We start from the raw sequence: 20963 nt of genomic DNA, 5'->3' as shown, positions 1-20963 counted from the left end.
CGGGTCGCGCGCGCCTCACTCCTGCCCGGCGAGGGCGAGGAAGGCCTGCGCGGCGCGGGTCGTGTAGCGCTCCTTGTGCCGGAGCGCGAGGAACTCGCGGGCGGGTAGCGCATAGTCGACCAGCGCCAGCGTGCCGGCGCGGATGGCGCCGTCGACCACGCGGCGCGAGATCACCGTCACCCCGCTGCCGGCCTCGACCGCGACGCGGATCGCCTCGTTGGAGGGATATTCCAGCACCACGTTCAGAGTCTCCGGCGCCAGCCCGCGCGCGCCGACGAACGCCTCCAGCATCGCCCGCGTGCCCGAGCCGGTCTCGCGCAGCACCCAGGGGCCGGCTTTCAGCTCCTCGACCGCGCGCGGGGGGCGCCAGGTCCAGGGGTGGGTGACCGGCGCCACCAGCACCATCTCGTCGCGCGCGACGGCCTGCTTCGCCAGCGCCGGCTCGTCGAGCTCGCCCTCGACGAAGCCGAGATCGGCCGCGCCCTCCTGCACCCTTCCGGCGACGAAGTCGGTATTGCCGATCTCCACCCGCACGGTGATGCCGGGATAGAGCGCGCGGAAACGGGCGATCACGCCCGGCAGCCAGTAATTGCCGACGGTCTGGCTGCCCGCCAGCTCAAGCCTTCCGCGCTCCAGCCCGGCGAGGTCGAGCAGCACCTGCTCGGCGGCGGCGGCCTGCGCCAGCACGGCGCGGGCCTCGACCAGGAACAGGCGCCCCGCCTCGGTGAGCGCGATGCGCCGGCCGACGCGGTCGAACAGCCGGGTGGCGTGACGCGCTTCGAGCGCCGCGACGGCGGCGCTCGTTGCCGAGGGTGTCAGGTTGAGCGCCTCGGCCGCCCGGGTGAGGTGCTCGCGTTCCGCGACGGCGACGAAGATGCGAAGCTGCTCGAGTGTCATGGCACCTCGTCGCCGGGCCTCAGCAGGGCCTCATGTGGTCATCTTCACCAGCATTAGGCTGAAAGAGGCGATGAACACAAAGGCGGCGAGACCGAGGATGAAGGGCTTCACGCCCTTTGCGCGCAGCTTGGCGATGTCGGTCTCCAGCCCCATCGCCGCCAGCGCCATGGAAAGCATGAAGGTGGTGGCGAGCACGATCACGCTCTTGGCCTCCGGCGGCACCGTCATGACGCTGTTCACGCCGACCAGGGCGATGAAGCCGAGCACGAACCAGGGCAGCGGCGGCTTGGCCCGGGCCGCGCCGTGATGGGCGTGGTGCGAGGCGCGGCGGGTGGCGACGAGGCCGAGCGCGATCACCACCGGCGCCAGCATCATCACGCGGGAGAGCTTGGCGATGGTGCCGAACTCGCCGGCCGACTGGCCCTGCTGGTAGGCCGCCGCGACCACCTGCGCGATCTCGTGCACCGAGGAGCCGGTCCACAGCCCGTAGGCATGGGCGTCGAGCCCCAGCACGCCGGGCAGCAGCGGGTAGAGGAACATGGCGATCGAGCCGAAGACGGTGACGCAGGCCACCGCATAGGCGACATCCTCGTCGGAGGCGCGCGTCACCGTGTTGGTGGCGATCACCGCCGAAGCGCCGCAGATCGAGGTGCCGGCGGCGATCAGCTCAGCGAGCTTGCCCTCGACCCCCATCACCCGGCCGAGCCCGATGGTGAAGAGGAAGGTCGCGACCAGGGTGAGGCTGATGACGCCGACGCCCGTCGCCCCGACCTCCGCCACCTGCGCGGCGGTAAGCTGGAGGCCGAGCAGGATGATGGCGAAGCGCAAGATGCGGCGCAGCGAGAAGGTGACGCCCGGCTTCGCCCGGAGCGGGGTGCCCACCAGATTGTGCAGGGCGATGCCGATCATGATGGCGAGGATCATCGGGCTGAGCAGCCCGACCATGGGAAGCTGGCGCAGGCCGAAGGCCGCCGCCGCGATGGCCGCGGTCAGCGCCACGCCCGGCAGGATGCCGAAGCGCTCGAGCGCCGTGTGATGCTCGTGAACCGACTGCTGAACCGACTCCGCCTGCGACGCCATGGCCGTCTCTCCTTGGGTGACGGCCCTTGATCCCACGAATGTAAACATTCGATCCAGATCAAAATATCGGACATTTCATTCGTTTATGATGAACGATAATGGCGTGACTCTGCGGCGGCGAGGAACGGCTGTGAAAGCCTTGATTCAGAAGCCGCGCGAAACCCGCCCCCGCTGCAAGCCCGGGCGCACGAGAGCGCAGGGGACGGTGCGCGAGGGTACGCCCGTCAGTCCCAGTCGAAGGGTCGGCGCGTATCCTGGAAGCGGTGGTCATGCCGGGTCGGGCGCCGGCCGGCACGCGAAGCGACCCGCACCGGCACCGGGCCCAGCGCCGGGCGCGGAGTGCCACCGCCGGACCCATCCGCCTCCTGGCCGAGCAGCATGACCGCGAAGCCCATCTGCACGCTGCCGAAGGTGACGCCGAGCGCGGCGGTGAGCGCCGCCACCGCGACGAAGCCCGAGGGCGATTCCCACACCAGCGTGCCGAGTCGGGCCACGTCGAGCAGGAGCAGCGTGCCTACGAACAGGGCGGCGACACCGATGCCGATCGCGGCATGGCGGATCAGGAAACGCACGAGCTGAGGCATCGCTGTGCCCTTTCTCGAACCGCGCCCGTCGCCGACAGTCCGGTCCGGCGCGCTTTCCCCGAGAATAGAGCGCGCGAAGGGGGCGGCAAGCCTCCTCATTCCGCACCTCCTCATTCAGCGACGTCGCCGAGCGCCGCCTGCATGTCGGCCAGCGTCGGCGTCGGCATGTCGAAGCGGTCGCGAATGGTGGCGCAGGTCGAGCCGCCGAGCCGGGCGATGGCGTCGAGCCGGGCCGGATCGATCCGCAGCCGCTCCGCGTCCACCACCTCGGCGCGGTAATGGGCATAGACGATCTCGCCGAGGATGATCTGGCGCGACCGGCCGAGCTCCAGCGTGAGGTGCCGGCGGCACTCGAACGCGGCCGGCGCCTCGCGGATGAAGGGCGCGGCGACCTTGATACCCGGCAGGGCGGTGAGGCCCGCCGCGGCGAGTTCGTCCGTGCCGGGCGGAAAGGCGACCCCGCACACATGCATCGCCTCGGCGATGGAGTGGGAGACGATGTTCACCGTGAACACCTCGGTGAGGCGGATGTTGAGCGCCGTGTCCTTGAACGACATGTCGGCATGGTTCTCGACCCCCAGCGCGAGGATCGGCGGGTCGGCGGAGAGGCAGTTGAAGAAGCGGAACGGGGCGGCGTTGACCCGCCCCTGCGGGTCGACCGTCGTCACCAGCGCAATGGGCCGCGGCACGATGGTGCCGATCATCAGCTTGTAGCGCTCGCGCTCGCCGAGTGCGCGGAAGTCGAAGCCGACATGCTCGTTGGTCTCGTCGCGCGGCTCGTCCACATCCATTCTCCTCGTCGGGCCGTACCGGCATCCGCGCCGCGGCCGTGGAAGGCACGATGCACGCCCCGTGCCGCCTTCGAAAAGCCCTGCGGCAGACGTCGCCGTGCCGCCAACCGGCGATGCTATGGTCCGCGCGCGGGCGGTGCCGGGCTTGATGTCGTGCGCGTCTTGCGGCCAAGTCCCGTTGCCGCGCGCGTCTTCATGCCGGGGACCATCGGGTGGCGACAGCATTCGAGGGATGGACACAATGACCGGACGGCTGATCCGCGAGAGCTTCGGCGCGCTGCCCGACGGGCGGCCGGTCGAACGGCTGCGCCTCGTCGGCGAAGGCGGCTTCGAGGCGGCGATCATCACCTATGGCGCGGCGGTACAGGCGCTGCACGTGCCCGACCGCGCCGGCGCGGTGGCGGACGTGGTGCTGGGTCATGACACGCTCGCGCCCTACCTCGCGCATCGGCGCTATTTCGGCGCCGCCATCGGGCGCTACGCCAACCGCATCGCCGACGGCACCTTCGCCCTCGACGGCGTGACCTACCGCGTCCCCGCCAATGAGGGCGCCAACGCCCTGCATGGCGGGTTCCAGGGCTTCGACCGCCGGCTCTGGCGGGTCGAGGCGGCAGAAGAGGACCCCGTGCCGCGCGCCGGCCTGTCCTATGTCAGCCCGGACGGCGAGGAGGGCTTTCCCGGCAACCTGCAGGTCCGCCTCACCTACGCGCTCCCGGCGCCGGGCACGCTCTCCATCGCCTTCGAGGCGACCACGGACCGGCCGACCATCGCCAACCTCACCCATCACGGCTTCTTCAATCTCGCCGGCGTCGCGGCGGGCGGCAGCGTGCTCGACCATCACCTCACGCTGCACGCAGAGCAGTATCTGCCGGTCGACACCGCCTCGATCCCGCTCGACGGCCCGGCCCCGGTCGACGGCACGCCGTTCGACTTCCGCGCCGGCGCGGCGATCGGCGCACGCATCCGCGATCCGCACGAGCAGCTTAGCCTCGGCCACGGCTACGATCACAATTACTGCCTGCCCGGCGGGCGGGCGGAGGCGCCCCGGCTCGCCGCGCGGGTCGAGCATCCCGGCTCCGGCCGGATGATGGAGCTGCTGACCGACCAGCCGGGGCTGCAGTTCTATTCCGGCAACTTCCTCGACGGCGCCGGGGCGGGAAAGTCGGGCCGGCTGCACCGCCAGTCCGATGCCTTCTGCCTCGAACCGCAGGGCTGGCCCGACGCCCCGAACCGCCCGGACTATCCCGGCGTGCGGCTCGACCCGGGCGAGACCTACCGCCACGTCTCGCTCTACCGCTTCTCCACGATCTGACCCCGCCTCCGACCCCGCACGCAGGAGCCCGCCATGCACGGCAACGCCCCCACATCCAACCGCCGGCTCCGCTCCCGCGCCTGGTTCGACAACCCCGCCAATGTCGACATGACCGCGCTCTATCTCGAGCGCTACCTCAATTTCGGCCTCAGCCAGGAGGAGCTGCAGTCCGGCCGGCCGATCATCGGCATCGCCCAGACCGGCTCGGACCTCTCTCCCTGCAACCGCCACCATCTCGACCTCGCCAAACGGGTGCGCGAGGGCATACGCGAGGCCGGCGGCATCGCCATCGAGTTCCCGGTCCACCCGATCCAGGAGACCGGCAAGCGCCCCACCGCCGGGCTCGACCGCAACCTCGCCTATCTCGGCCTCGTCGAGGTGCTGTACGGCTATCCGCTCGACGGCGTCGTACTCACCATAGGCTGCGACAAGACCACCCCCGCCTGCCTGATGGCGGCGGCGACGGTGAACATCCCCGCCATCGCGCTCTCGGTCGGGCCGATGCTCAATGGCTGGTTCCGCGGCGAGCGCACCGGCTCGGGCACCATCGTGTGGAAGGCCCGCGAGATGCTGGCGGCGGGCGAGATCGACGAGGCCGGCTTCGTGAAGCTGGTCGCCTCCTCCGCCCCCTCCACCGGCTTCTGCAATACCATGGGCACGGCGACGACCATGAACTCGCTGGCCGAGGCGCTGGGCATGCAGCTTCCCGGCTCCGCCGCCATTCCCGCGCCCTATCGCGACCGGCAGGAGATGGCCTACCGCACCGGGCTGCGCATCGTCGGCATGGTGCATGAGGACCTCAAGCCCTCCGACATCCTCACCCGCGACGCCTTCCTCAACGCCATCCGCGTCAATTCGGCCATCGGCGGCTCGACCAACGCGCCGATCCACCTCAACGCCCTCGCCCGCCATATCGGCGTCGAGCTCGACCTCGACGACTGGCAGGCCCATGGCGAGGAGATCCCGCTGCTGGTGAACCTGCAGCCCGCGGGCGAGTATCTCGGCGAGGATTATTACCGCGCCGGCGGCGTGCCGGCGGTGGTCGCCGAGCTGATGAAGCAGGGCCTGATCGCCGAGGACGCGCTGACCGCCAACGGGCGCACACTCGGCGAGAACTGCCGCGACGCGGCGATCCTCGACGAGGCGGTCATCCGCCCCTTCGAGCGCCCGCTCAAGGAGAAGGCCGGCTTCCGCGTGCTGCGCGGCAACCTGTTCGACACCGCGATCATGAAGCTGAGCGTCATCAGCCCCGAATTCCGCGAACGCTATCTCTCCAACCCGGACGATCCCGATGCCTTCGAGGGGCCCGCGGTCGTGTTCGACGGGCCGGAGGACTACCACGCCCGCATCGACGACCCCGCCCTCGCCATCGACGGGACCACCGTGCTGTTCATGCGCGGCGCCGGCCCGGTCGGCTATCCCGGCGCCGCCGAGGTGGTGAACATGCGCGCGCCCGACTACCTGATCCGCGCCGGCATCCACGCCCTGCCCTGCATCGGCGACGGGCGCCAGTCCGGCACCTCCGGCTCGCCCTCCATCCTCAACGCCTCGCCGGAGGCGGCGGCGGGCGGCGGGCTCGCCTTGCTGCGCACCGGCGACCGCGTGCGCATCGACCTGAAGCGTGGCACCGCCGACATGCTGGTGCCCGAGGACGAGCTGGCGGCGCGCGGGCGCGCGCTCGAAGAGGACGGGGGCTATCGCTACCCGGCCAGCCAGACGCCCTGGCAGGAGCTTCAGCGCGGCGTGGTCGGCCAGCTCGAGACCGGCGCGGTGCTGGAGCCGGCGGTGAAGTACCAGCGCATCGCCCAGCGCCGTGGGCTGCCGCGCGACAACCATTGACGGGCGGCCCGCCGTCCCCCGGCGGCGAAGGCGTCCCGCGCGCGGGCGAAAAGACCTCCGCGCCGGCTTGGCCTGTGCGGGCCGAGCTCTTATTGCTGGCTAGCTAATCGGCTTAATCAGATCGGATGGGGACAGGATGAGCACGAGCGACACCGCGATCGACGCGAAGACCTTCTGGCGCACGCTGGGCGAACGCGCCACCGGCATGACGGTGGTCACCGCCCGCGGCGCCGACGGCCCGGCCGGCTTCCTCGGCCTCTCCGCCGCGCACATCACCGCCGATCCGGCGACGATGCTGGTTTCGGTCGACGCCAAGACCAGCGCCCTGCCCGCCATCCTCGCCAGCCGTCATTTCGCGGTGAACTACCTGCCCGCGAGCGCGACCCATGTGGCGGACGCCTTCTCCGGCAAGGCCGGCCTGTCCGGCGCCGACCGCTTCAAGGAAGGCGAATGGGGCGAGATCGCCACCGGCGCGCCGACCTTCAAGGCGGCGCTCGGCGTGTTCGACTGCGTGGTGGAGGACGTGATCGAGCGCGGCAGCATCTCGATCATCATCGGCCGGGTGGCCGGCGCGCATGCCGCCGGCGAGGGCGACCCGCTGGTGTTCTTCCGCGGCAAGACCTATGGCGGCCTGACCCCGCTGTGAGACGGTGCGGCCGGGCGCCGGCAAAGCGCCGCCCGGCCGATGCCGCTATTCCAGATAGCCGTTGGCGGTGAGGTAGGAGACGATCTCCTCGGCCATCTCCTCCGGCGTCGCGGTGCCGGCCTGGAGGTGGATCTCGGCCTGCTCCGGCGGCTCATAGGGGCTGTCGATGCCGGTGAAGTTCTTGATCAGGCCCTCGCGGGCGCGCTTGTAGAGCCCCTTGGGATCGCGCTCCTCGGCGACGGCGAGCGGCGTGTCTACGAAGATCTCGACGAACTCGCCGTCCTCGAAGCTGTCGCGCGCCTGGCGCCGCTCGGCCCGGAAGGGCGAGATGAACGAGGTCAGCACGATGATGCCGGCATCGACGAACAGCTTCGACACCTCGATCACGCGCCGGATGTTCTCCACGCGATCGGCCTCGGTGAAGCCCAGGTCCTTGTTCAGCCCGTGGCGGACATTGTCGCCATCGAGCATGTAGGTGTGGCGCGTGAGCGCCTGCAGCTTCTTCTCGACGATGTTGGCGACCGTCGACTTGCCGGCGCCCGACAGGCCGGTGAACCACAGCACCACCGGCTTCTGGAACTTCATCGCCGCGCGCGAGGCCTTGTCGACCTCCAGCGCCTGCCAGTGGACGTTGGTCGCCCGCCTCAGCCCGAAGTCGATCATGCCGGCGCCGACGGTGAGGTTGCTCATCCGGTCGATGACGATGAAGGCGCCGGTCTGCGGCACCTGCGCGAACGGATCGAAGGCGACGGCATACTGGGTGGCGAAGTTGACCACGCCCACCTCGTTCAGCCCGAGCTGCTTGGCCGCGAGCTTCTGGAACGAGTTGACGTCGACCTTGTGCTTGATCTCGGTCACGCTGGCGCTGACCGTGCGGGTGCCGATCTTGATCAGGTAGGAGCGGCCCGGCAGCAGGTGGTCGTCATGCATCCAGATCAGATGCGCGGCGAACTGGTCCGCGACCTCGGGGCGCGCGCCCGCCGCCGCGATGATGTCGCCGCGCGAGATGTCGACCTCATCGTCGAGCGTGATGGTCACCGCCTCGCCAGCATCCGCCCTGGCGAGCAGGCCGTCCTGGGTGACGATCGACTTAACGGTCGAGGTGCGGCCGGAGCCGGCGACCACGATCGGGTCGCCCGGGCGGACCGAGCCGCTGACCACCGTGCCGGAGAAGCCGCGGAAATCGAGGTTGGGCCGGTTCACCCACTGCACCGGCATGCGGAACGGACGCGCCAGCGCATCGTCCGCCACCGGCACGTTCTCGAGGTGCTCGACCAGCGTCGGGCCGGTGTACCAGGGGGTGCGCTCGCTGCGCTCCAGCATGTTGTCGCCGAAGCGCGCGGAGAGCGGCACCGGGACCAGGGTCTCAAAGCCGAGATCCTTCGCGAAAGCGGTATAATCCGCCACGATCGCGTCGAAGACCTCCTGCGAGAAGTCGACCAGGTCGATCTTGTTCACCGCCAGCACCACGTGGCGGATGCCGAGCAGCGAGACGATGAAGGAGTGCCGGCGGGTCTGGGTGAGGATGCCCTGGCGCGCGTCGACCAGGATCACCGCGAGGTCGGAGTTGGAGGCGCCCGTCGCCATGTTGCGCGTGTACTGCTCGTGGCCGGGCGTGTCGGCGACGATGAACTTGCGCTTGTCGGTGGCGAAGAAGCGGTAGGCGACATCGATGGTGATGCCCTGCTCGCGCTCGGCGGCGAGGCCGTCCACCAGCAGCGCGAAGTCGAGGTCCTCGCCCACCGTGCCATGCTTGCGGGAATCGTTCGACAGCGTGGCGAGCTGGTCCTCAAACAGCAGCTTGGTGTCGAACAGCAGACGCCCGATCAGCGTCGACTTGCCGTCGTCCACGCTGCCGCAGGTGAGGAAGCGCAGCAGGCTCTTGTTCTCGTGCGCGGCAAGATAGTCCGCGAAGGTGTCGATCTCGGCCGGGAGGCTCATCAGAAATATCCCTCGCGCTTCTTCTTCTCCATCGAGGCCGCCTCGTCATGGTCGATCAGGCGGCCGGCGCGCTCGGAGGTGCGCGCGATCAGCATCTCGCGGACGATCGCTTCCAGCGTGTCGGCGTCGCTGTCGATCGCGGCGGTGAGCGGATAGCAGCCCAGCGTGCGAAAGCGCACCACCCGCTCCTCCGGCGTCTCGCCCGGATGCAGCGGAATGCGGTCGTCGTCCACCATGATCATCTGCCCGTCGCGCCACACCACCGGGCGCTTGGCGGCGAAGTAGAGCGGCACGATCGGGATGTCCTCGGCCAGGATGTACTGCCAGATGTCGAGCTCGGTCCAGTTGGACAGCGGGAAGACGCGGATCGATTCACCCGGCTTCACCCGCGTATTGTAGAGGTTCCACAGCTCGGGGCGCTGGTTCTTGGGGTCCCAGGCATGGGTCTCGGTGCGGAAGGAGAAGATGCGCTCCTTGGCGCGGCTCTTCTCCTCGTCGCGGCGCGCCCCGCCGAAGGCGGCATCGAAGCCGTGCAGCGTCAGCGCCTCCTTCAGCGCCTCGGTCTTCATCACATTGGTATAGAAGGAGGAGCCGTGGTCGAACGGGTTGATGCCCTGCGCGACGCCTTCCTGATTGGTGTGCACGATGAGCTCGAAGCCGAGCTTCTTCGCCATCTCGTTGCGGAACTCGATCATCTGCCGGAACTTCCACGTCGTGTCGATGTGCATCAACGGGAAGGGCGGCTTGGACGGATAGAACGCCTTCATCGCCAGATGCAGCATCACGGCGGAGTCCTTGCCGATGGAATACAGCATCACCGGCTTTTTGAACTCGGCGGCCACCTCGCGGATGATGAAGATGGACTCCGCCTCCAGACGACGGAGATGGCTCATACGATCAGACGACACGGGACTGCCTCTTATGTGAATGTCGCGGGGACGCGGGCTCTCAGAGCGTCGCCGCTCGCGACGCCGGCGCCACCGCCGCCTCGATCAGCCGGCGGTCGCCGAAGGCCAGGAAATGCGGGTTTGCGAAGGGCGCGTCGTGCGCCTGCTCGCGCTTGTTGTAGGTCAGGGGCCGGCCGTCGCAGGTGGTCACCAGCCCGCCGGCGGCGCGCAGCACCGCGTCGCCCGCCGCCGTGTCCCACTCCATGGTGCGGCCGAAGCGCGGATAGATGTCGGCCGCGCCCTCCGCCAGCAGGCAAAACTTCAGCGAGGAGCCGGCCGAGATGAAGGAAACCTGCGGAAAGCGCGCGAGCCAGGCGACGGTCTCCTGCGAGCCGTGCGAGCGGCTGCCCACCGCCTTCAGCGCCGGCGGCGCGTCGCGCACGTCGATCCGCGCCTCTTCCGCGAGTTCGCCGTCGACGACGCGCGCCTTGGACGCCCCCTCCAGGCCGCCGGCATAGAGCACGCCGAGCGCGGGAGCGTAGACGACCCCCATCACCGGCACGCCATCGGCAATCAGTGCGATGTTCACCGTGAACTCGTCGTTGCGGGCGAGGAATTCCTTGGTGCCGTCGAGCGGGTCGACCAGGAAGAAGGTGCGCCCCGTCGCCGGCATGCGCCCGGCCGCGCATTCTTCCTCGGCGATCACCGGCACATCCGGCCAGAGAGTCGCGAGCCCCGCGAGGATGACCGCCTCGGCGCACCTGTCGGCCTCGGTCACGGGAGAGGAATCCGCCTTCGTGAAGGCGGCGAAGTCGGTGGCGTAGACCTCCAGCACCACCCGTCCGGCCGCGAGCGCCAGCTGCACGAGGCTGTCCAGCGATTTGCCGTCAGTCAGGGGGACGTCCATGCCTTCACACTTCGTCGTGGTCCGACGAGCCTCTGCCTCGCACATGCGCCGCAGCCGCCCGTAGAAATGTCACCAAAATCCGCAGACCGCACTCCGAGCGCAGCGGATTGCCAGTATCACAACATTCATTCGGATAAGAAGTCAAATATCATTTTTATGATGTGAATTCAGCGCAGGAACGCCTCCTTGGCGGGCGGTCCGACCGTTCACACTTCGCCCATCCTCACAGACCCCGCCGAGCTGGCGCGTAGAAGCTCTCCGACATGTCGGTCTCGTTCAGCGTGAAATGGTGGTCGGTCGGCGGCTGGGCGCGCTGGCCGCAGTCGAGCCGCGGGCAGATGCGGCAGCCCACGCCGATCGGCACCGCCTGCGAGGGGTCCGACAGGTCCATTCCGTCCGAATAGATCATCGCCCCGGCATGGCTGATGTGGCAGCCGAGCCCGATGGAGAGGTGCCGGCGCGGCGCGTTGTAGCGGTATCCGCCCTTGGTGATCGAACGCGCGATGCAGAAATAACGCTGGCCCTCGGGCATCTGGCTGATCTGCACGTTGATGCGTTCGGGATGCAGGAACGCCGAGTAGACGTTCCAGCGCGGGCAGGCGCCGGAATGGCGCGAGATGTGGATCCCCGACAGCGAGAAGCGCTTGGAGATGTTGCCGGCGATGTCCGTGCGGACCAGGTGCAGCGGAACGCCGCTCAGCCCGGGGCGCTGCAACGTGGTCATGCGGTGGCACACCTGCTCGAAGCTGGTGCGGAAGCGGCGCTGGATGCGCTCGATGTCGTAGCGCGTCTCCTGGCAGGCGCGCAGGAACGGCTCGTAGGGCATCACCAGCGCGGCGGCGAAGTAGCTCGCCAGCGCGTTGCGGGTGAGCACCGGCGCGTCGGCCGACAGGTTGCCGCTCTCGATCAGCTGCTCGATCTCGCGCGAGGCGGCGAGCAGGCCGAGCTGGTGGGCGACGGCGAAGAGCGCGGATTCGGGCGGCAGCACTTCGGCGGTTATCAGCTCGCGCCCATTGGCGTCGTGGCGCCGGGCGATCCCCGCCGGCAGCGAGGCGGCGTGCCAGTTCAGGCCGAACACGTTGAAGAGATAGGTCTTCAGCCCGTACTCGAAGGAATCCGAGGCGCTGTCGATGTCGTGGCGCACCCGCTCGGCCGCCGCCTCCAGCGTCGGGAAATAGTTGCCGTTCTCCTGGATGAAGTCGGACACCGCGTCGGTCGCCGGGTGATAGCCGGTCTCCTCGTCCTCGACCGCCGGCGCACCGGTGCGGCGGGCGTCGCGCAGCGTCTTGTACTGGTCGAAAAGGCGCACCACGGCACGCCCGACCGTCGGGTTGGAGGCGGCGAGGTCGCGTATGTCCTGATTGGTGAGGGCGTGCTCGGCGAACACCTCGTCGCTGAACAGCTCCATCAGGTCGCCGACGAGACGGGACTCGTCATTCTCCACCAGCTCGCCCGGCTCGATGCCGAAATAGCCGGCGAGCTTCATCAGCAGCGGCACGGTGATGCGCCGGCGATTGTGCTCTATCAGGTTGAGATAGCTCGCGGAAATGCCCAGCGCGCTCGCAAGGTCGGCCTGCGAGATGCGCCTGGCCCGTCGCAGCCTCTGCACCCGGCTGCCGATGCGCGGCTCCATGGCGGACATTGCCCGCTCCTTTGCTCAGTTTACAAAACAGCTCGGTAAACTTTACAAGCCTTATCAGCTTAACACATTCATATTGCTATATTTCTTGTTCGTCTATGTCGAGTGTGAAATCTTTACATCACATCCCAAGCGGAGGAATTGGCATGAGACCGACCCATCACAACGGCGACGAGGAATTCGTCACCATCGTCGGCGGCGACGCCGAGGAGATCGGCCGGGCCTTCCGGGCGGAAGGTCTCGCCGAGAAGGACTTCACCATCGTGCACCGCATCGGCCGGCACCGCTTCGCCATGGCACCGGGCCGCGAGCTCACCTCGCTGCTCGACGGCGGCACGCTGGTCGCCGCGACCTATACCCGCCGTGCCCGCTAGGCCGCGTTTCCACGCGCGCCGCGCCATCGACATGTGGCCCGTCGATTCCCGGCCCACAGATCCCCGGCCCAGCGCGCCGGGCACCGGCCCCGCGAGCCTCGCGGCGCCGGCGCCCGTTCACCCCGCTTCCCTCCACTCCGCTTCCATTCGCCCCGCCATCCGCACCGGCGTCCCCGCGACGACCCGCACGGCGGCCCGCCCGACCCCAACCGACCCTTCAGCCGCAGGAGCCGACCATGCTCGACACGATCCGCGAAACCGCGCGCGAGACCTCGCCTGACCAGTTCCCCGCACCGCCCTGGGCACCCGACCGCTGGGCCGGCATCCACCGCAGCTACACCCGCGCCGATGTCGGCCGCCTCGCCGGCTCGCTGCGCATCGAGCACACGCTGGCGCAGAACGGCGCGCGCCGGCTGTGGGACCTTTTGCAGATGCAGGAATTCGTGCCCACGCTCGGCACCTACACCGGCAGCCAGGCGGTGCAGCAGGTGAAGGCGGGGCTGGAGGCGATCTACCTCTCCGGCTGGCAGGTCGCCGCCGACGGCAACTCGGCCGGCGACATGTACCCGGACCAGAGCCTCTACCCGGTCGACAGCGTCCCCGCCGTGGTCCGGCGCATCAACAAGGCGCTGGCCCGCGCCGACCAGATCCAGACCATGGAGCGCGTCTCCGGTGGCGCCGGCGCGGCCGGGCCGGAACTCGACTTCTTCGTGCCGATCATCGCCGATGCCGAGGCCGGCTTCGGCGGCCCGCTCAACGCCTATGAGCTCACCAAGGCGCTGATCGAGGCCGGCGCGGCGGCGGTCCATTTCGAGGACCAGCTCGCATCGGAGAAGAAGTGCGGCCATCTCGGCGGCAAGGTTCTGGTGCCGACCCGGCAGTTCGTCCGCACCCTGAATGCGGCGCGGCTCGCGGCGGACGTCGCGGGCGTGCCGACCGTCATCATGGCGCGCACCGACGCGGAATCGGCCCGTCTCATCACCTCGGACATCGATGAGACCGACCGGCCCTTCATCACGGGCGAGCGCACGCCCGAGGGCTTCTACCGCTACCAGGGCGGCTTCGAGGCCGGCATCGCCCGCGCCGTCGCCTACGCGCCCTATGCGGACCTGCTGTGGTGCGAGACCTCGACCCCGAGCCTCGAGGACGCGCGCCGCTTCGCCGAAGGGGTGCACAAGGTCCATCCGGGCAAGATGCTGGCCTATAATTGCTCGCCCTCCTTCAACTGGGCGAAGCACATGGACCGCGATCAGATGAAGCACTTCCAGCGCGAGCTGGGAGCGATGGGCTACCGCTACCAGTTCATCACGCTGGCCGGCTTCCACAACCTCAACTACACGACCTTCGAGCTGGCGCGGCGCTACCGCGAGGACGGCATGGCCGCCTATTCGGAGCTCCAGCAGGCCGAATTCGCGGCCGAGAAGGACGGCTTCACCGCCACGCGCCACCAGCGCGAGGTCGGCACCAGCTACTTCGACGCCATCGCCACCGTGCTCAGCGAAGGCATGAGCTCGACCATGGCGATGAAGGAATCGACCGAAACCGCCCAGTTCTAGGAGGTCTCGCGGCGAGCGCCGGCACCGGGCCGGCCTCGCTCTGCGATGGGCGCTGGGGAGCTATGCGCATTTTTGCGCCCATCGGACCATCTGCGATATTGCGTCGCATCCGCCTCTTGCTGCATAGCACAAAGTGAGTTGGTGGCTCCGGGAGGGTGCCAACTCCCAAACGAACGGAGGAACCCCGCATATGAGCTATACAGACGTCGCCGGCCTCAAGGTGGATTCTGCGCTTGTAAACTTTATTAATGATGAGGCGATGCCCGGCACCGGGGTCGACGCGGCCGTGTTCTGGGAGAGATTCGCCGGCCTGGTCGGCACGTTCGCTCCCCGCAACAAGGAGCTGCTCGCCCGCCGCGACGAGCTTCAGGCGCAGATCGACGCCTGGAACCGCGCCCATCGCAACAAGCCGATCGACCCCGCCGCCTATGAGGTGTTTCTCGCGGAGATCGGCTATCTGCTGCCGGAGCCCGAGCCCTTCGAGGTGGCGACCGACAAGGTCGACGACGAACTCGCCCGCATTCCGGGTCCGCAGCTCGTGGTGCCCGTCACCAATGCGCGCTACGCGCTCAACGCGGCCAATGCGCGCTGGGGCAGCCTGTACGACGCGCTCTACGGCACCGACGCCCTGCCCGAGGATAACGGCGCCACCCGCTCCGGCGGCTTCAACCCGATCCGCGCCCAGCGCGTGATCGAGCGCGCCCGCATCTTCCTCGACGAATCCGTTCCGCTCGCCGCCGGCACCCACGCCAATGCGGTGGCCTACCGGGTCGAGGGCGGAGCGCTGAAGATCGAGCTGAACACCGGCTCGGTGGTCGGGCTGAAGGATCCGGCGCAGTTCGCCGGCCATCGCGGCGCGGACGCCTCGCCCACCTCGGTGCTGCTGATCAATCACGGCCTGCACATCGACATCGAGATCGACCGCAAGCACCGCGTGGGCAGCACCGACCCCGCCGGTGTCGCCGACATCGTCATCGAGGCGGCGGTGACCACCATCGTCGACTGCGAGGATTCGGTCGCGGCGGTGGACGCCGAGGACAAGGTGCACGTCTATCGCAACTGGCTCGGCCTGATGAAGGGCACGCTCAGCGCCGCCTTCGCCAAGGGCCGCGAGACCGTCGAGCGCCGCCTCGCCGCCGACCGCCACTACAGCCGCGCCGGCGGCGGCGACCTCACCCTGCACGGGCGCAGCCTGCTGCTGGTGCGCAATGTCGGCCAGCACATGATGACGGACGCTGTGCTCGACGCCGAGGGCAACGAGATCCCCGAGACCATCCTCGACGCCGCCGTCACCTCGCTGATCGCGATCCACGACCTCAAGGGCGATGCCGAGCTGCGCAACAGCCGCACCGGCTCGGTCTACATCGTGAAGCCGAAGATGCACGGCCCGGAGGAGGTCGCCTTCGCGGTCGACCTGTTCGCCGCCGTCGAGGGCGTGCTCGGCCTCGAGCGCAACACGCTCAAGATCGGCATCATGGACGAGGAGCGCCGCACCAGCGCCAACCTCTCGGCCTCGATCCACGCCGCCCGCGAGCGCGTCGTCTTCATCAACACCGGCTTCCTCGACCGCACCGGCGACGAGATCCACACCTCGATCGAGGTGGGTCCGATGGTGCGCAAGAACGAGATGAAGGCGCAGGCCTGGATCAAGGCCTATGAGGACAACAATGTCGACGCCGGCCTCGCCGCCCATCTCGACGGGCACGGCCAGATCGGCAAGGGCATGTGGGCGATGCCCGACCGCATGGCCGACATGCTGGTGCAGAAGATCGCCCACCCGATGGCGGGCGCCAACACCGCCTGGGTCCCCTCGCCGACCGCCGCGACGCTGCACGCGCTGCACTACCACAAGGTCGACGTGTTCCAGCGCCAGGAGGAGCTTCGCTCGCGCCAGCCCGCCTCCAAGCGCGACCTGCTCACCATCCCGGTGGTCGACCGCGGCAACTGGGAGCCGGCGGCCGTGCAGGAGGAGCTCGACAACAACATCCAGGGCATCCTCGGTTACGTGGTGCGCTGGATCGACCAGGGCGTCGGCTGCTCCAAGGTGCCGGACATCCACGATGTCGGGCTGATGGAAGACCGCGCCACGCTGCGCATCTCCTCCCAGCACGTCGCCAACTGGCTGCTGCACGGGGTCGTCACCGAGGAGCAGGTCGAGGAGACGCTGCGCCGCATGGCGAAGGTGGTCGACGGCCAGAATGCCGGCGATCCGGACTACGAGCCGATGGCGCCGGCCTATGACGGCTTCGCCTTCCGGGCCGCGCGCGACCTCATCTTCGAGGGCCGCACCCAGCCCAACGGCTACACCGAGTTCATCCTCACCCAGCGCCGGCGCGAGGCGAAGCAGGCGCGCGCCGCCTGAGCCCTGCATAACCGCAGACAGGCATGGCCTGACAGGAGGGCCGTGCGGCATCGCCCGCGCGGCCCTTTTTGTGCCTCCCGCGCCCCGTCCGCCCGCGCGCAGACGGGTCGGACAATCCCGCGTTCATCGTCCCGGCAATTGCGGATGGACAGGCCGTGCCGGGCGAAAGATATTGTGGGCTCGTTACCTAGCGACCGCCTCGACACGGCCCGCTTTGAAGATCACCGGCCGGTGGGCGGCCAGAGCCGGTGATCGCACGCACGGTCCTGTCATGATGCTGAGACGCCTCCGGCCCCTGTTTCTCGCGCTGTCCATGCTGGCCGCGACGCTCCCTTCTGCGCTGGCGCAGAGCACCGCCGGGCCGGCACCGCAGGCGGCGGCCACCGCGCAAGGGGCTGAACCGCAAGGGGGCGCAACTCAGGGCGCTGCAGGGGCGGCGCTGCCTCTGTCGCCGCAGCAGTTCGACGCGCTGGTCGACGCACTGTCGAAATCGGTGGCCGAACGGCTCGCCAAAGCCCCGCCCGCCACCGCGACGCCTGCCGCCGCGCCCCCTGCCGCCGCCCATCCGGGGGCGGCCAAGGCCGGCGCCACCGCTGCCGGCGCAGCCCATTCCGACGCCATGATGATGGCCATGGCCAGCGAAGCGCCGTTCAGCGAGGTCTTCATCGACGTCATGGAGCGTGGCGACGACGCGCTCGAGCAGTTTCCCTCGCTGGTCACCGAGAGCGGGCGCATTCCCACGCTGCTGAGCGCGGAGATGAATGGCGGGCGCAGCCGCTCCGCCTTCTTCCTGCTGCTCGCCGCCTGCGTCGCCGTGGCGCTCGCCGTCGAGGCGCTGCTGCTGTTTGCCCTGCGCGGGCCGCGGTCCTATCTCGCCGGCCGCATGGAGGGCGCCGCCTCGATCTGGGCGCTGGCCGCGCTGGTGAGCCTCGACGTGGTGGTGCTCACAGGGCTCTGGCTCGCGACCCACGGCATGGTGATCGGCCTGTTCGACGGCACGGAGCCGCAGGCCCGGCTCGGCTATCTCGTGCTCACCAGCGTGTTCTACTGGCGGCTCTATCTGGTGGTCTTCCGCATCGCGCTGCGCCCCGGACTCACGCCGGCGCGGCTCGCCATGGTCGACGACCACGAGGCGCGCGCCATCTTTCGCTGGGCCTCGGCGGTGATCCTGGTGGCGATCGCGCTGAGCGACTTCCGCCGCGTGCTGGAGGCCATCCATTCGCCGCAGCTCGTGGTGGTCTGCGCCATGCTGATCAACACCGCCATCCTCACCTCGCTGCTGATCGCGGCGGCGGTGGCGGTGCGCGAGCCGGTGGCGAAGTGGTTCCACGGCCTGTCGCAGGAGGGCCGGCCGGGGCCGATCGTGGCGACGGTGGCGCGCTGGTGGCTGGTGGTGGCGGTTCCCGTCTTCCTCGCCCTCGGCATCGCCCGCGTCTATGGCGCGCTGACCACTTGGGACGGCGTGCACACGGCGATCCTTCTGACCATGCACGTCCTGCTCGCCCTGGTGCTGCTCGAATCCTTCATGGACAAGGTCTGCCGCCTGATGCGGGCGGAGGTGGCCTCCGTCACCGCGGCGGAGGAAGTGGCGGTCGAAAACGCCGAGATCGCCGCCGAGGTCGCCAGCGCCGCCGCGCAGCCGGTCGTCGCCGAGCCCGTGACGGCCGCGGCGATGCCCGCCGCCGGAGCCGAGCCGGCCGTGCTGGAGATCGCGCCGCTCGACCCGGCGGCACTCGAGCGGGCCGCGGCCGAGCAGGCGGCTGCGGAACAGGCCGCGGCCGAACAGGCGGCCCTCGCCGAGCAGATGGCCGCGCAGGAGCGCGCCGCCGCCCTGCACGCCATCGCCCGCGAGCGGGCGATCGAAGCGGTGATGCGCTGCCTGCGCGTCGCCATCCTGCTGGTCTCGCTGTCGCTGCTGGTGCGCATCTGGGTGGTCTATGGCGTCGGCATGATGGAGATGAGCCGCTACAACGCCCTCGCCAGCGCCGCCCTGCCGGCCGGCGCGATCCTGCTCGCCGCCTATTGCGCCTGGCAGGCGGTGGACTATTTCACCGGCCGCCATGCGCGCGAGGGCCTGCACGGCGGGCCGGCCATGCCGGGAACCGACGTCGAGGACGGGCTTCACGGGCCGCGTTCGCGCATGTCCACGCTGCTGCCGCTGCTGCGCGTCACGCTCATGCTCGCCATCATCATCATGGCCGGGCTCACGCTGCTGGGGCAGCTCGGCATCGACGTGATGCCGCTGATCGCCGGCGCCTCGATCATCGGTCTCGCCATCTCCTTCGGCAGCCAGACGCTGGTGAAGGACATCGTGTCCGGCGTGTTCTACCTGGTCGACGACGCCTTCCGCGTCGGCGAGTACATTGATTGCGGCAAGGCCAAGGGCACGGTGGAGGGCTTCACCCTGCGCTCGCTGAAGCTGCGCCACCAGAACGGCATGATCCACACCATCCCGTTCGGCCAGCTCGGGCAGATCACGAACTTCAGCCGCGACTGGACGACGATGAAGTTCAACCTGCGCTTCACCCGCGACACCGACCTCGAGAAGCTGCGCAAGACGGTGAAGAAGATCGGCGCCGAGATGCTGGAGGACCCGGAGCTGAAGGAGGAGTTCCTCGCGCCGCTGAAGATGCAGGGCGTGGCCGACATCATCGACAACGCGCTGATCGTGCGCTTCAAGTTCACCGTGCGGCCGATCAAGCCGACCGTGGTGCGGCGCGAGGCGATCAAGCGGATGGTCTACCAGCTCCCGCAGCAGGGCATCCAGTTCGCCAACAACCTCGTGCCGGTGCAGGCGATGGGCGGGGATGCCGACACCGGCGCCGGAGCCGGCGCCGCCGCGGCGGTGACGCGCGCACGCATCGCCAACGACCTCGCCGCCCGCGCGGAGAGCGAGGCCGCGACCGGCTGAGCCTTACCCGCTACGGCGCGGCCGGATCGGGCGCGCTCCAGAAGGCGGTCCGCTCGCCGACATCCGGGCGCGGGCGCTCGCCGGGCGCCTCGCGCGCGGTGCCGAGATGGACGATGCCGGCCACCTTCTCGCCCCCGACCAGCCCGAGCAGGCGCTGCGCCTGCGCATTCGTCGCGGCCCAACCGGTGACCCAGATGCCGGAGAAGCCAAAGCCGTGGGCGGCGTGCAGCAGGTTCATGCACACCGCGCCGGCGGAGAGTTCCTGCTCGAACACCGGGATCATGGTCTCCCGGTTCGGCCGGCTGACCACCACCACCGCGAGCGGGGCCGGAAACAGGCGCGACATGATCCCCGCGAACTTCTCGCGCCGCTCCGGCGCCATCTCGGGATTGCCGGCACGATAGGCCTCCGCGAGCAGCGCGCCGAGCCGCCCGCGCGCCTCCCCGCCGATCACGATGAAGCGCCACGGCGCCAGCATGGCGTGGTCGGGCACCCGCGTCGCCAGCTCCAGCATGCGTTGCAGCGTCGCCTCGTCCGGCCCCGGCTCGGCGAGCCCCGCCGACGGGACCGAGCGCCGCCGTGCCATGGCGTCGAGCCAGCCGTCGGAGGGCGCGGAGGGGCGAGCGGAGGGCGACGAGGGGGGCACGGGCATGAAACGGTCCTGTTGGGGGATATGCGCGCATCGCCGGGTTTCAATCGGCTGCGCACACACTAGATAGGTCGCTGGCGATAAATTCGCCGGCTGGCTACGTAAAGGGGGACGTGCCACCTGACGGGATCTGCCATGCGCTGTGGCGGCCATCACGGCCGGCCTCCTGCGCGTGCCGGTGCCGACGGCCCCCGGACGGCGGCGAGCCACCAACCGAACCAGAAGGAGGAATCCGCATGAGCATGAACGGCGAAATCCCGGTCCGCGACAATCGCGCCGCCGATCGCTTCGAAATCGAGCAGGACGGCCATCTTGCCATTGCGCAGTACCTCCTCGCGCCCGACCACATCATCTTCATGCACACCGAGGTGCCGCCGGAACTCGGCGGGCGCGGCCTTGCGACGCGGCTGGTGGAAGCCGGGCTTGCCAGCGCCCGCGAGCGCGGGCTCTCCGTGGTCCCGCGCTGCTCGGTGTTCGGGCGCTACATGATCAAGCATCCCGAGACCCACGACCTGCTCGCGCCCGAGATCCGCGCGACGCTCGGCCTGCCGGCCTGAGGCCGCGCCGCCACGGAACCTGCCCTCGCGC

The 20963-nt window shown here is 69.4% G+C and carries 17 protein-coding genes; 8 read left to right on the top strand and 9 right to left on the bottom strand.

What is annotated here, in order from left to right; genetic code table 11:
- Positions 1–15: 15 nt before the first annotated feature.
- From NVS83_RS02100 to NVS83_RS02085, 4 genes are all read right to left on the bottom strand, one after another.
- A complete protein-coding gene (locus NVS83_RS02100) occupies positions 16–897 on the bottom strand; it encodes a LysR family transcriptional regulator (protein WP_258737842.1) in 882 nt (293 codons plus the stop codon).
- A gap of 30 nt (positions 898–927) precedes the next feature.
- The gene (locus NVS83_RS02095; RefSeq protein WP_258737841.1) at positions 928–1977 is read right to left on the bottom strand and encodes a YeiH family protein; all 1050 of its coding nucleotides are present in this window, start codon (positions 1975–1977) and stop codon (positions 928–930) included.
- A gap of 224 nt (positions 1978–2201) precedes the next feature.
- Positions 2202–2561: a hypothetical protein gene (locus tag NVS83_RS02090; RefSeq protein WP_258737840.1), complete on the bottom strand. Its 360-nt coding sequence runs from the start codon at positions 2559–2561 to the stop codon at positions 2202–2204.
- A 110-nt stretch (positions 2562–2671) separates the two neighbouring features.
- Positions 2672–3352: a flavin reductase family protein gene (locus NVS83_RS02085; RefSeq protein WP_374115005.1), complete on the bottom strand. Its 681-nt coding sequence runs from the start codon at positions 3350–3352 to the stop codon at positions 2672–2674.
- 241 nt (positions 3353–3593) lie between these two features.
- On the opposite strand from NVS83_RS02085, the gene NVS83_RS02080 reads away from it, so the two are divergent.
- The 3 genes from NVS83_RS02080 to NVS83_RS02070 all read left to right on the top strand — a co-directional run bounded on the left by NVS83_RS02080 (position 3594) and on the right by NVS83_RS02070 (position 7149).
- Complete coding sequence (locus tag NVS83_RS02080) at positions 3594–4664, top strand: aldose epimerase family protein (protein ID WP_258737839.1); 1071 nt, start codon at positions 3594–3596, stop codon at positions 4662–4664.
- A gap of 33 nt (positions 4665–4697) precedes the next feature.
- Positions 4698–6503 carry an IlvD/Edd family dehydratase gene (locus NVS83_RS02075; RefSeq protein WP_258737838.1) on the top strand — a complete coding sequence of 602 codons (1806 nt, stop codon included), beginning with the start codon at positions 4698–4700 and terminating at the stop codon, positions 6501–6503.
- A gap of 136 nt (positions 6504–6639) precedes the next feature.
- Positions 6640–7149, top strand: a complete 510-nt coding sequence (locus tag NVS83_RS02070; protein ID WP_258737837.1) for a flavin reductase family protein — start codon at positions 6640–6642, stop codon at positions 7147–7149.
- A gap of 45 nt (positions 7150–7194) precedes the next feature.
- Here the strand turns inward: NVS83_RS02070 and cysN are convergent, their stop codons facing one another.
- From cysN to NVS83_RS02050, 4 genes are all read right to left on the bottom strand, one after another.
- Complete coding sequence (gene cysN / locus NVS83_RS02065; protein ID WP_258737836.1) at positions 7195–9090, bottom strand: sulfate adenylyltransferase subunit CysN; 1896 nt, start codon at positions 9088–9090, stop codon at positions 7195–7197.
- The gene (gene cysD / locus NVS83_RS02060) at positions 9090–9983 is read right to left on the bottom strand and encodes a sulfate adenylyltransferase subunit CysD (RefSeq protein WP_258738465.1); all 894 of its coding nucleotides are present in this window, start codon (positions 9981–9983) and stop codon (positions 9090–9092) included. Before cysD ends, cysN begins: the two co-directional genes overlap by 1 nt.
- A gap of 55 nt (positions 9984–10038) precedes the next feature.
- The gene (cysQ, locus tag NVS83_RS02055) at positions 10039–10884 is read right to left on the bottom strand and encodes a 3'(2'),5'-bisphosphate nucleotidase CysQ (RefSeq protein WP_258737835.1); all 846 of its coding nucleotides are present in this window, start codon (positions 10882–10884) and stop codon (positions 10039–10041) included.
- A 223-nt stretch (positions 10885–11107) separates the two neighbouring features.
- Positions 11108–12526, bottom strand: coding sequence for a helix-turn-helix domain-containing protein (locus NVS83_RS02050; protein WP_258737834.1), 1419 nt, complete (start codon positions 12524–12526; stop codon positions 11108–11110).
- A gap of 143 nt (positions 12527–12669) precedes the next feature.
- On the opposite strand from NVS83_RS02050, the gene NVS83_RS02045 reads away from it, so the two are divergent.
- From NVS83_RS02045 to NVS83_RS02030, 4 genes are all read left to right on the top strand, one after another.
- A complete protein-coding gene (locus NVS83_RS02045; RefSeq protein ID WP_258737833.1) occupies positions 12670–12897 on the top strand; it encodes a hypothetical protein in 228 nt (75 codons plus the stop codon).
- A gap of 236 nt (positions 12898–13133) precedes the next feature.
- A complete protein-coding gene (gene aceA, locus NVS83_RS02040) occupies positions 13134–14453 on the top strand; it encodes an isocitrate lyase (RefSeq protein WP_258737831.1) in 1320 nt (439 codons plus the stop codon).
- 190 nt (positions 14454–14643) lie between these two features.
- Positions 14644–16815 carry a malate synthase G gene (locus NVS83_RS02035; protein ID WP_258737830.1) on the top strand — a complete coding sequence of 724 codons (2172 nt, stop codon included), beginning with the start codon at positions 14644–14646 and terminating at the stop codon, positions 16813–16815.
- Between the two features lie 271 nt (positions 16816–17086).
- Positions 17087–19726: a mechanosensitive ion channel family protein gene (locus NVS83_RS02030; RefSeq protein ID WP_258737829.1), complete on the top strand. Its 2640-nt coding sequence runs from the start codon at positions 17087–17089 to the stop codon at positions 19724–19726.
- Between the two features lie 10 nt (positions 19727–19736).
- On the opposite strand, the gene NVS83_RS02025 is transcribed toward NVS83_RS02030, so the two are convergent.
- Positions 19737–20378: a nitroreductase family protein gene (locus NVS83_RS02025; protein WP_258737828.1), complete on the bottom strand. Its 642-nt coding sequence runs from the start codon at positions 20376–20378 to the stop codon at positions 19737–19739.
- 233 nt (positions 20379–20611) lie between these two features.
- Between NVS83_RS02025 and NVS83_RS02020 the strand changes: the two genes are divergently transcribed.
- A complete protein-coding gene (locus tag NVS83_RS02020) occupies positions 20612–20932 on the top strand; it encodes a GNAT family N-acetyltransferase (RefSeq protein WP_258731052.1) in 321 nt (106 codons plus the stop codon).
- Positions 20933–20963 lie beyond the last annotated feature (31 nt).

It is taken from the genome of Ancylobacter mangrovi, from assembly GCF_024752335.1.
GTDB classification, from domain to species: domain Bacteria; phylum Pseudomonadota; class Alphaproteobacteria; order Rhizobiales; family Xanthobacteraceae; genus Ancylobacter; species Ancylobacter mangrovi.
The sequence above is the reverse complement of the archived record's forward strand: the minus strand, read 5'-3'. Positions and strand labels throughout refer to the sequence as shown.

Excerpts from the sequence above, each read along its gene's own strand:
- NVS83_RS02045 (WP_258737833.1), top strand. The coding sequence starts at position 12,670 with ATGAGACCGACCCATCACAACGGCGACGAGGAATTCGTCACCATCGTC.
- NVS83_RS02080 (WP_258737839.1), top strand. The coding sequence starts at position 3,594 with ATGACCGGACGGCTGATCCGCGAGAGCTTCGGCGCGCTGCCCGACGGG.
- NVS83_RS02020 (WP_258731052.1), top strand. The coding sequence starts at position 20,612 with ATGAGCATGAACGGCGAAATCCCGGTCCGCGACAATCGCGCCGCCGAT.
- cysN (WP_258737836.1), bottom strand. The coding sequence starts at position 9,090 with ATGAGCCTCCCGGCCGAGATCGACACCTTCGCGGACTATCTTGCCGCG.
- NVS83_RS02025 (WP_258737828.1), bottom strand. The coding sequence starts at position 20,378 with ATGCCCGTGCCCCCCTCGTCGCCCTCCGCTCGCCCCTCCGCGCCCTCC.
- NVS83_RS02030 (WP_258737829.1), top strand. The coding sequence starts at position 17,087 with ATGATGCTGAGACGCCTCCGGCCCCTGTTTCTCGCGCTGTCCATGCTG.
- NVS83_RS02095 (WP_258737841.1), bottom strand. The coding sequence starts at position 1,977 with ATGGCGTCGCAGGCGGAGTCGGTTCAGCAGTCGGTTCACGAGCATCAC.
- aceA (WP_258737831.1), top strand. The coding sequence starts at position 13,134 with ATGCTCGACACGATCCGCGAAACCGCGCGCGAGACCTCGCCTGACCAG.
- NVS83_RS02100 (WP_258737842.1), bottom strand. The coding sequence starts at position 897 with ATGACACTCGAGCAGCTTCGCATCTTCGTCGCCGTCGCGGAACGCGAG.
- NVS83_RS02050 (WP_258737834.1), bottom strand. The coding sequence starts at position 12,526 with ATGTCCGCCATGGAGCCGCGCATCGGCAGCCGGGTGCAGAGGCTGCGA.
- NVS83_RS02090 (WP_258737840.1), bottom strand. The coding sequence starts at position 2,561 with ATGCCTCAGCTCGTGCGTTTCCTGATCCGCCATGCCGCGATCGGCATC.
- cysQ (WP_258737835.1), bottom strand. The coding sequence starts at position 10,884 with ATGGACGTCCCCCTGACTGACGGCAAATCGCTGGACAGCCTCGTGCAG.
- NVS83_RS02035 (WP_258737830.1), top strand. The coding sequence starts at position 14,644 with ATGAGCTATACAGACGTCGCCGGCCTCAAGGTGGATTCTGCGCTTGTA.
- NVS83_RS02085 (WP_374115005.1), bottom strand. The coding sequence starts at position 3,352 with ATGGATGTGGACGAGCCGCGCGACGAGACCAACGAGCATGTCGGCTTC.
- NVS83_RS02070 (WP_258737837.1), top strand. The coding sequence starts at position 6,640 with ATGAGCACGAGCGACACCGCGATCGACGCGAAGACCTTCTGGCGCACG.
- NVS83_RS02075 (WP_258737838.1), top strand. The coding sequence starts at position 4,698 with ATGCACGGCAACGCCCCCACATCCAACCGCCGGCTCCGCTCCCGCGCC.
- cysD (WP_258738465.1), bottom strand. The coding sequence starts at position 9,983 with ATGAGCCATCTCCGTCGTCTGGAGGCGGAGTCCATCTTCATCATCCGC.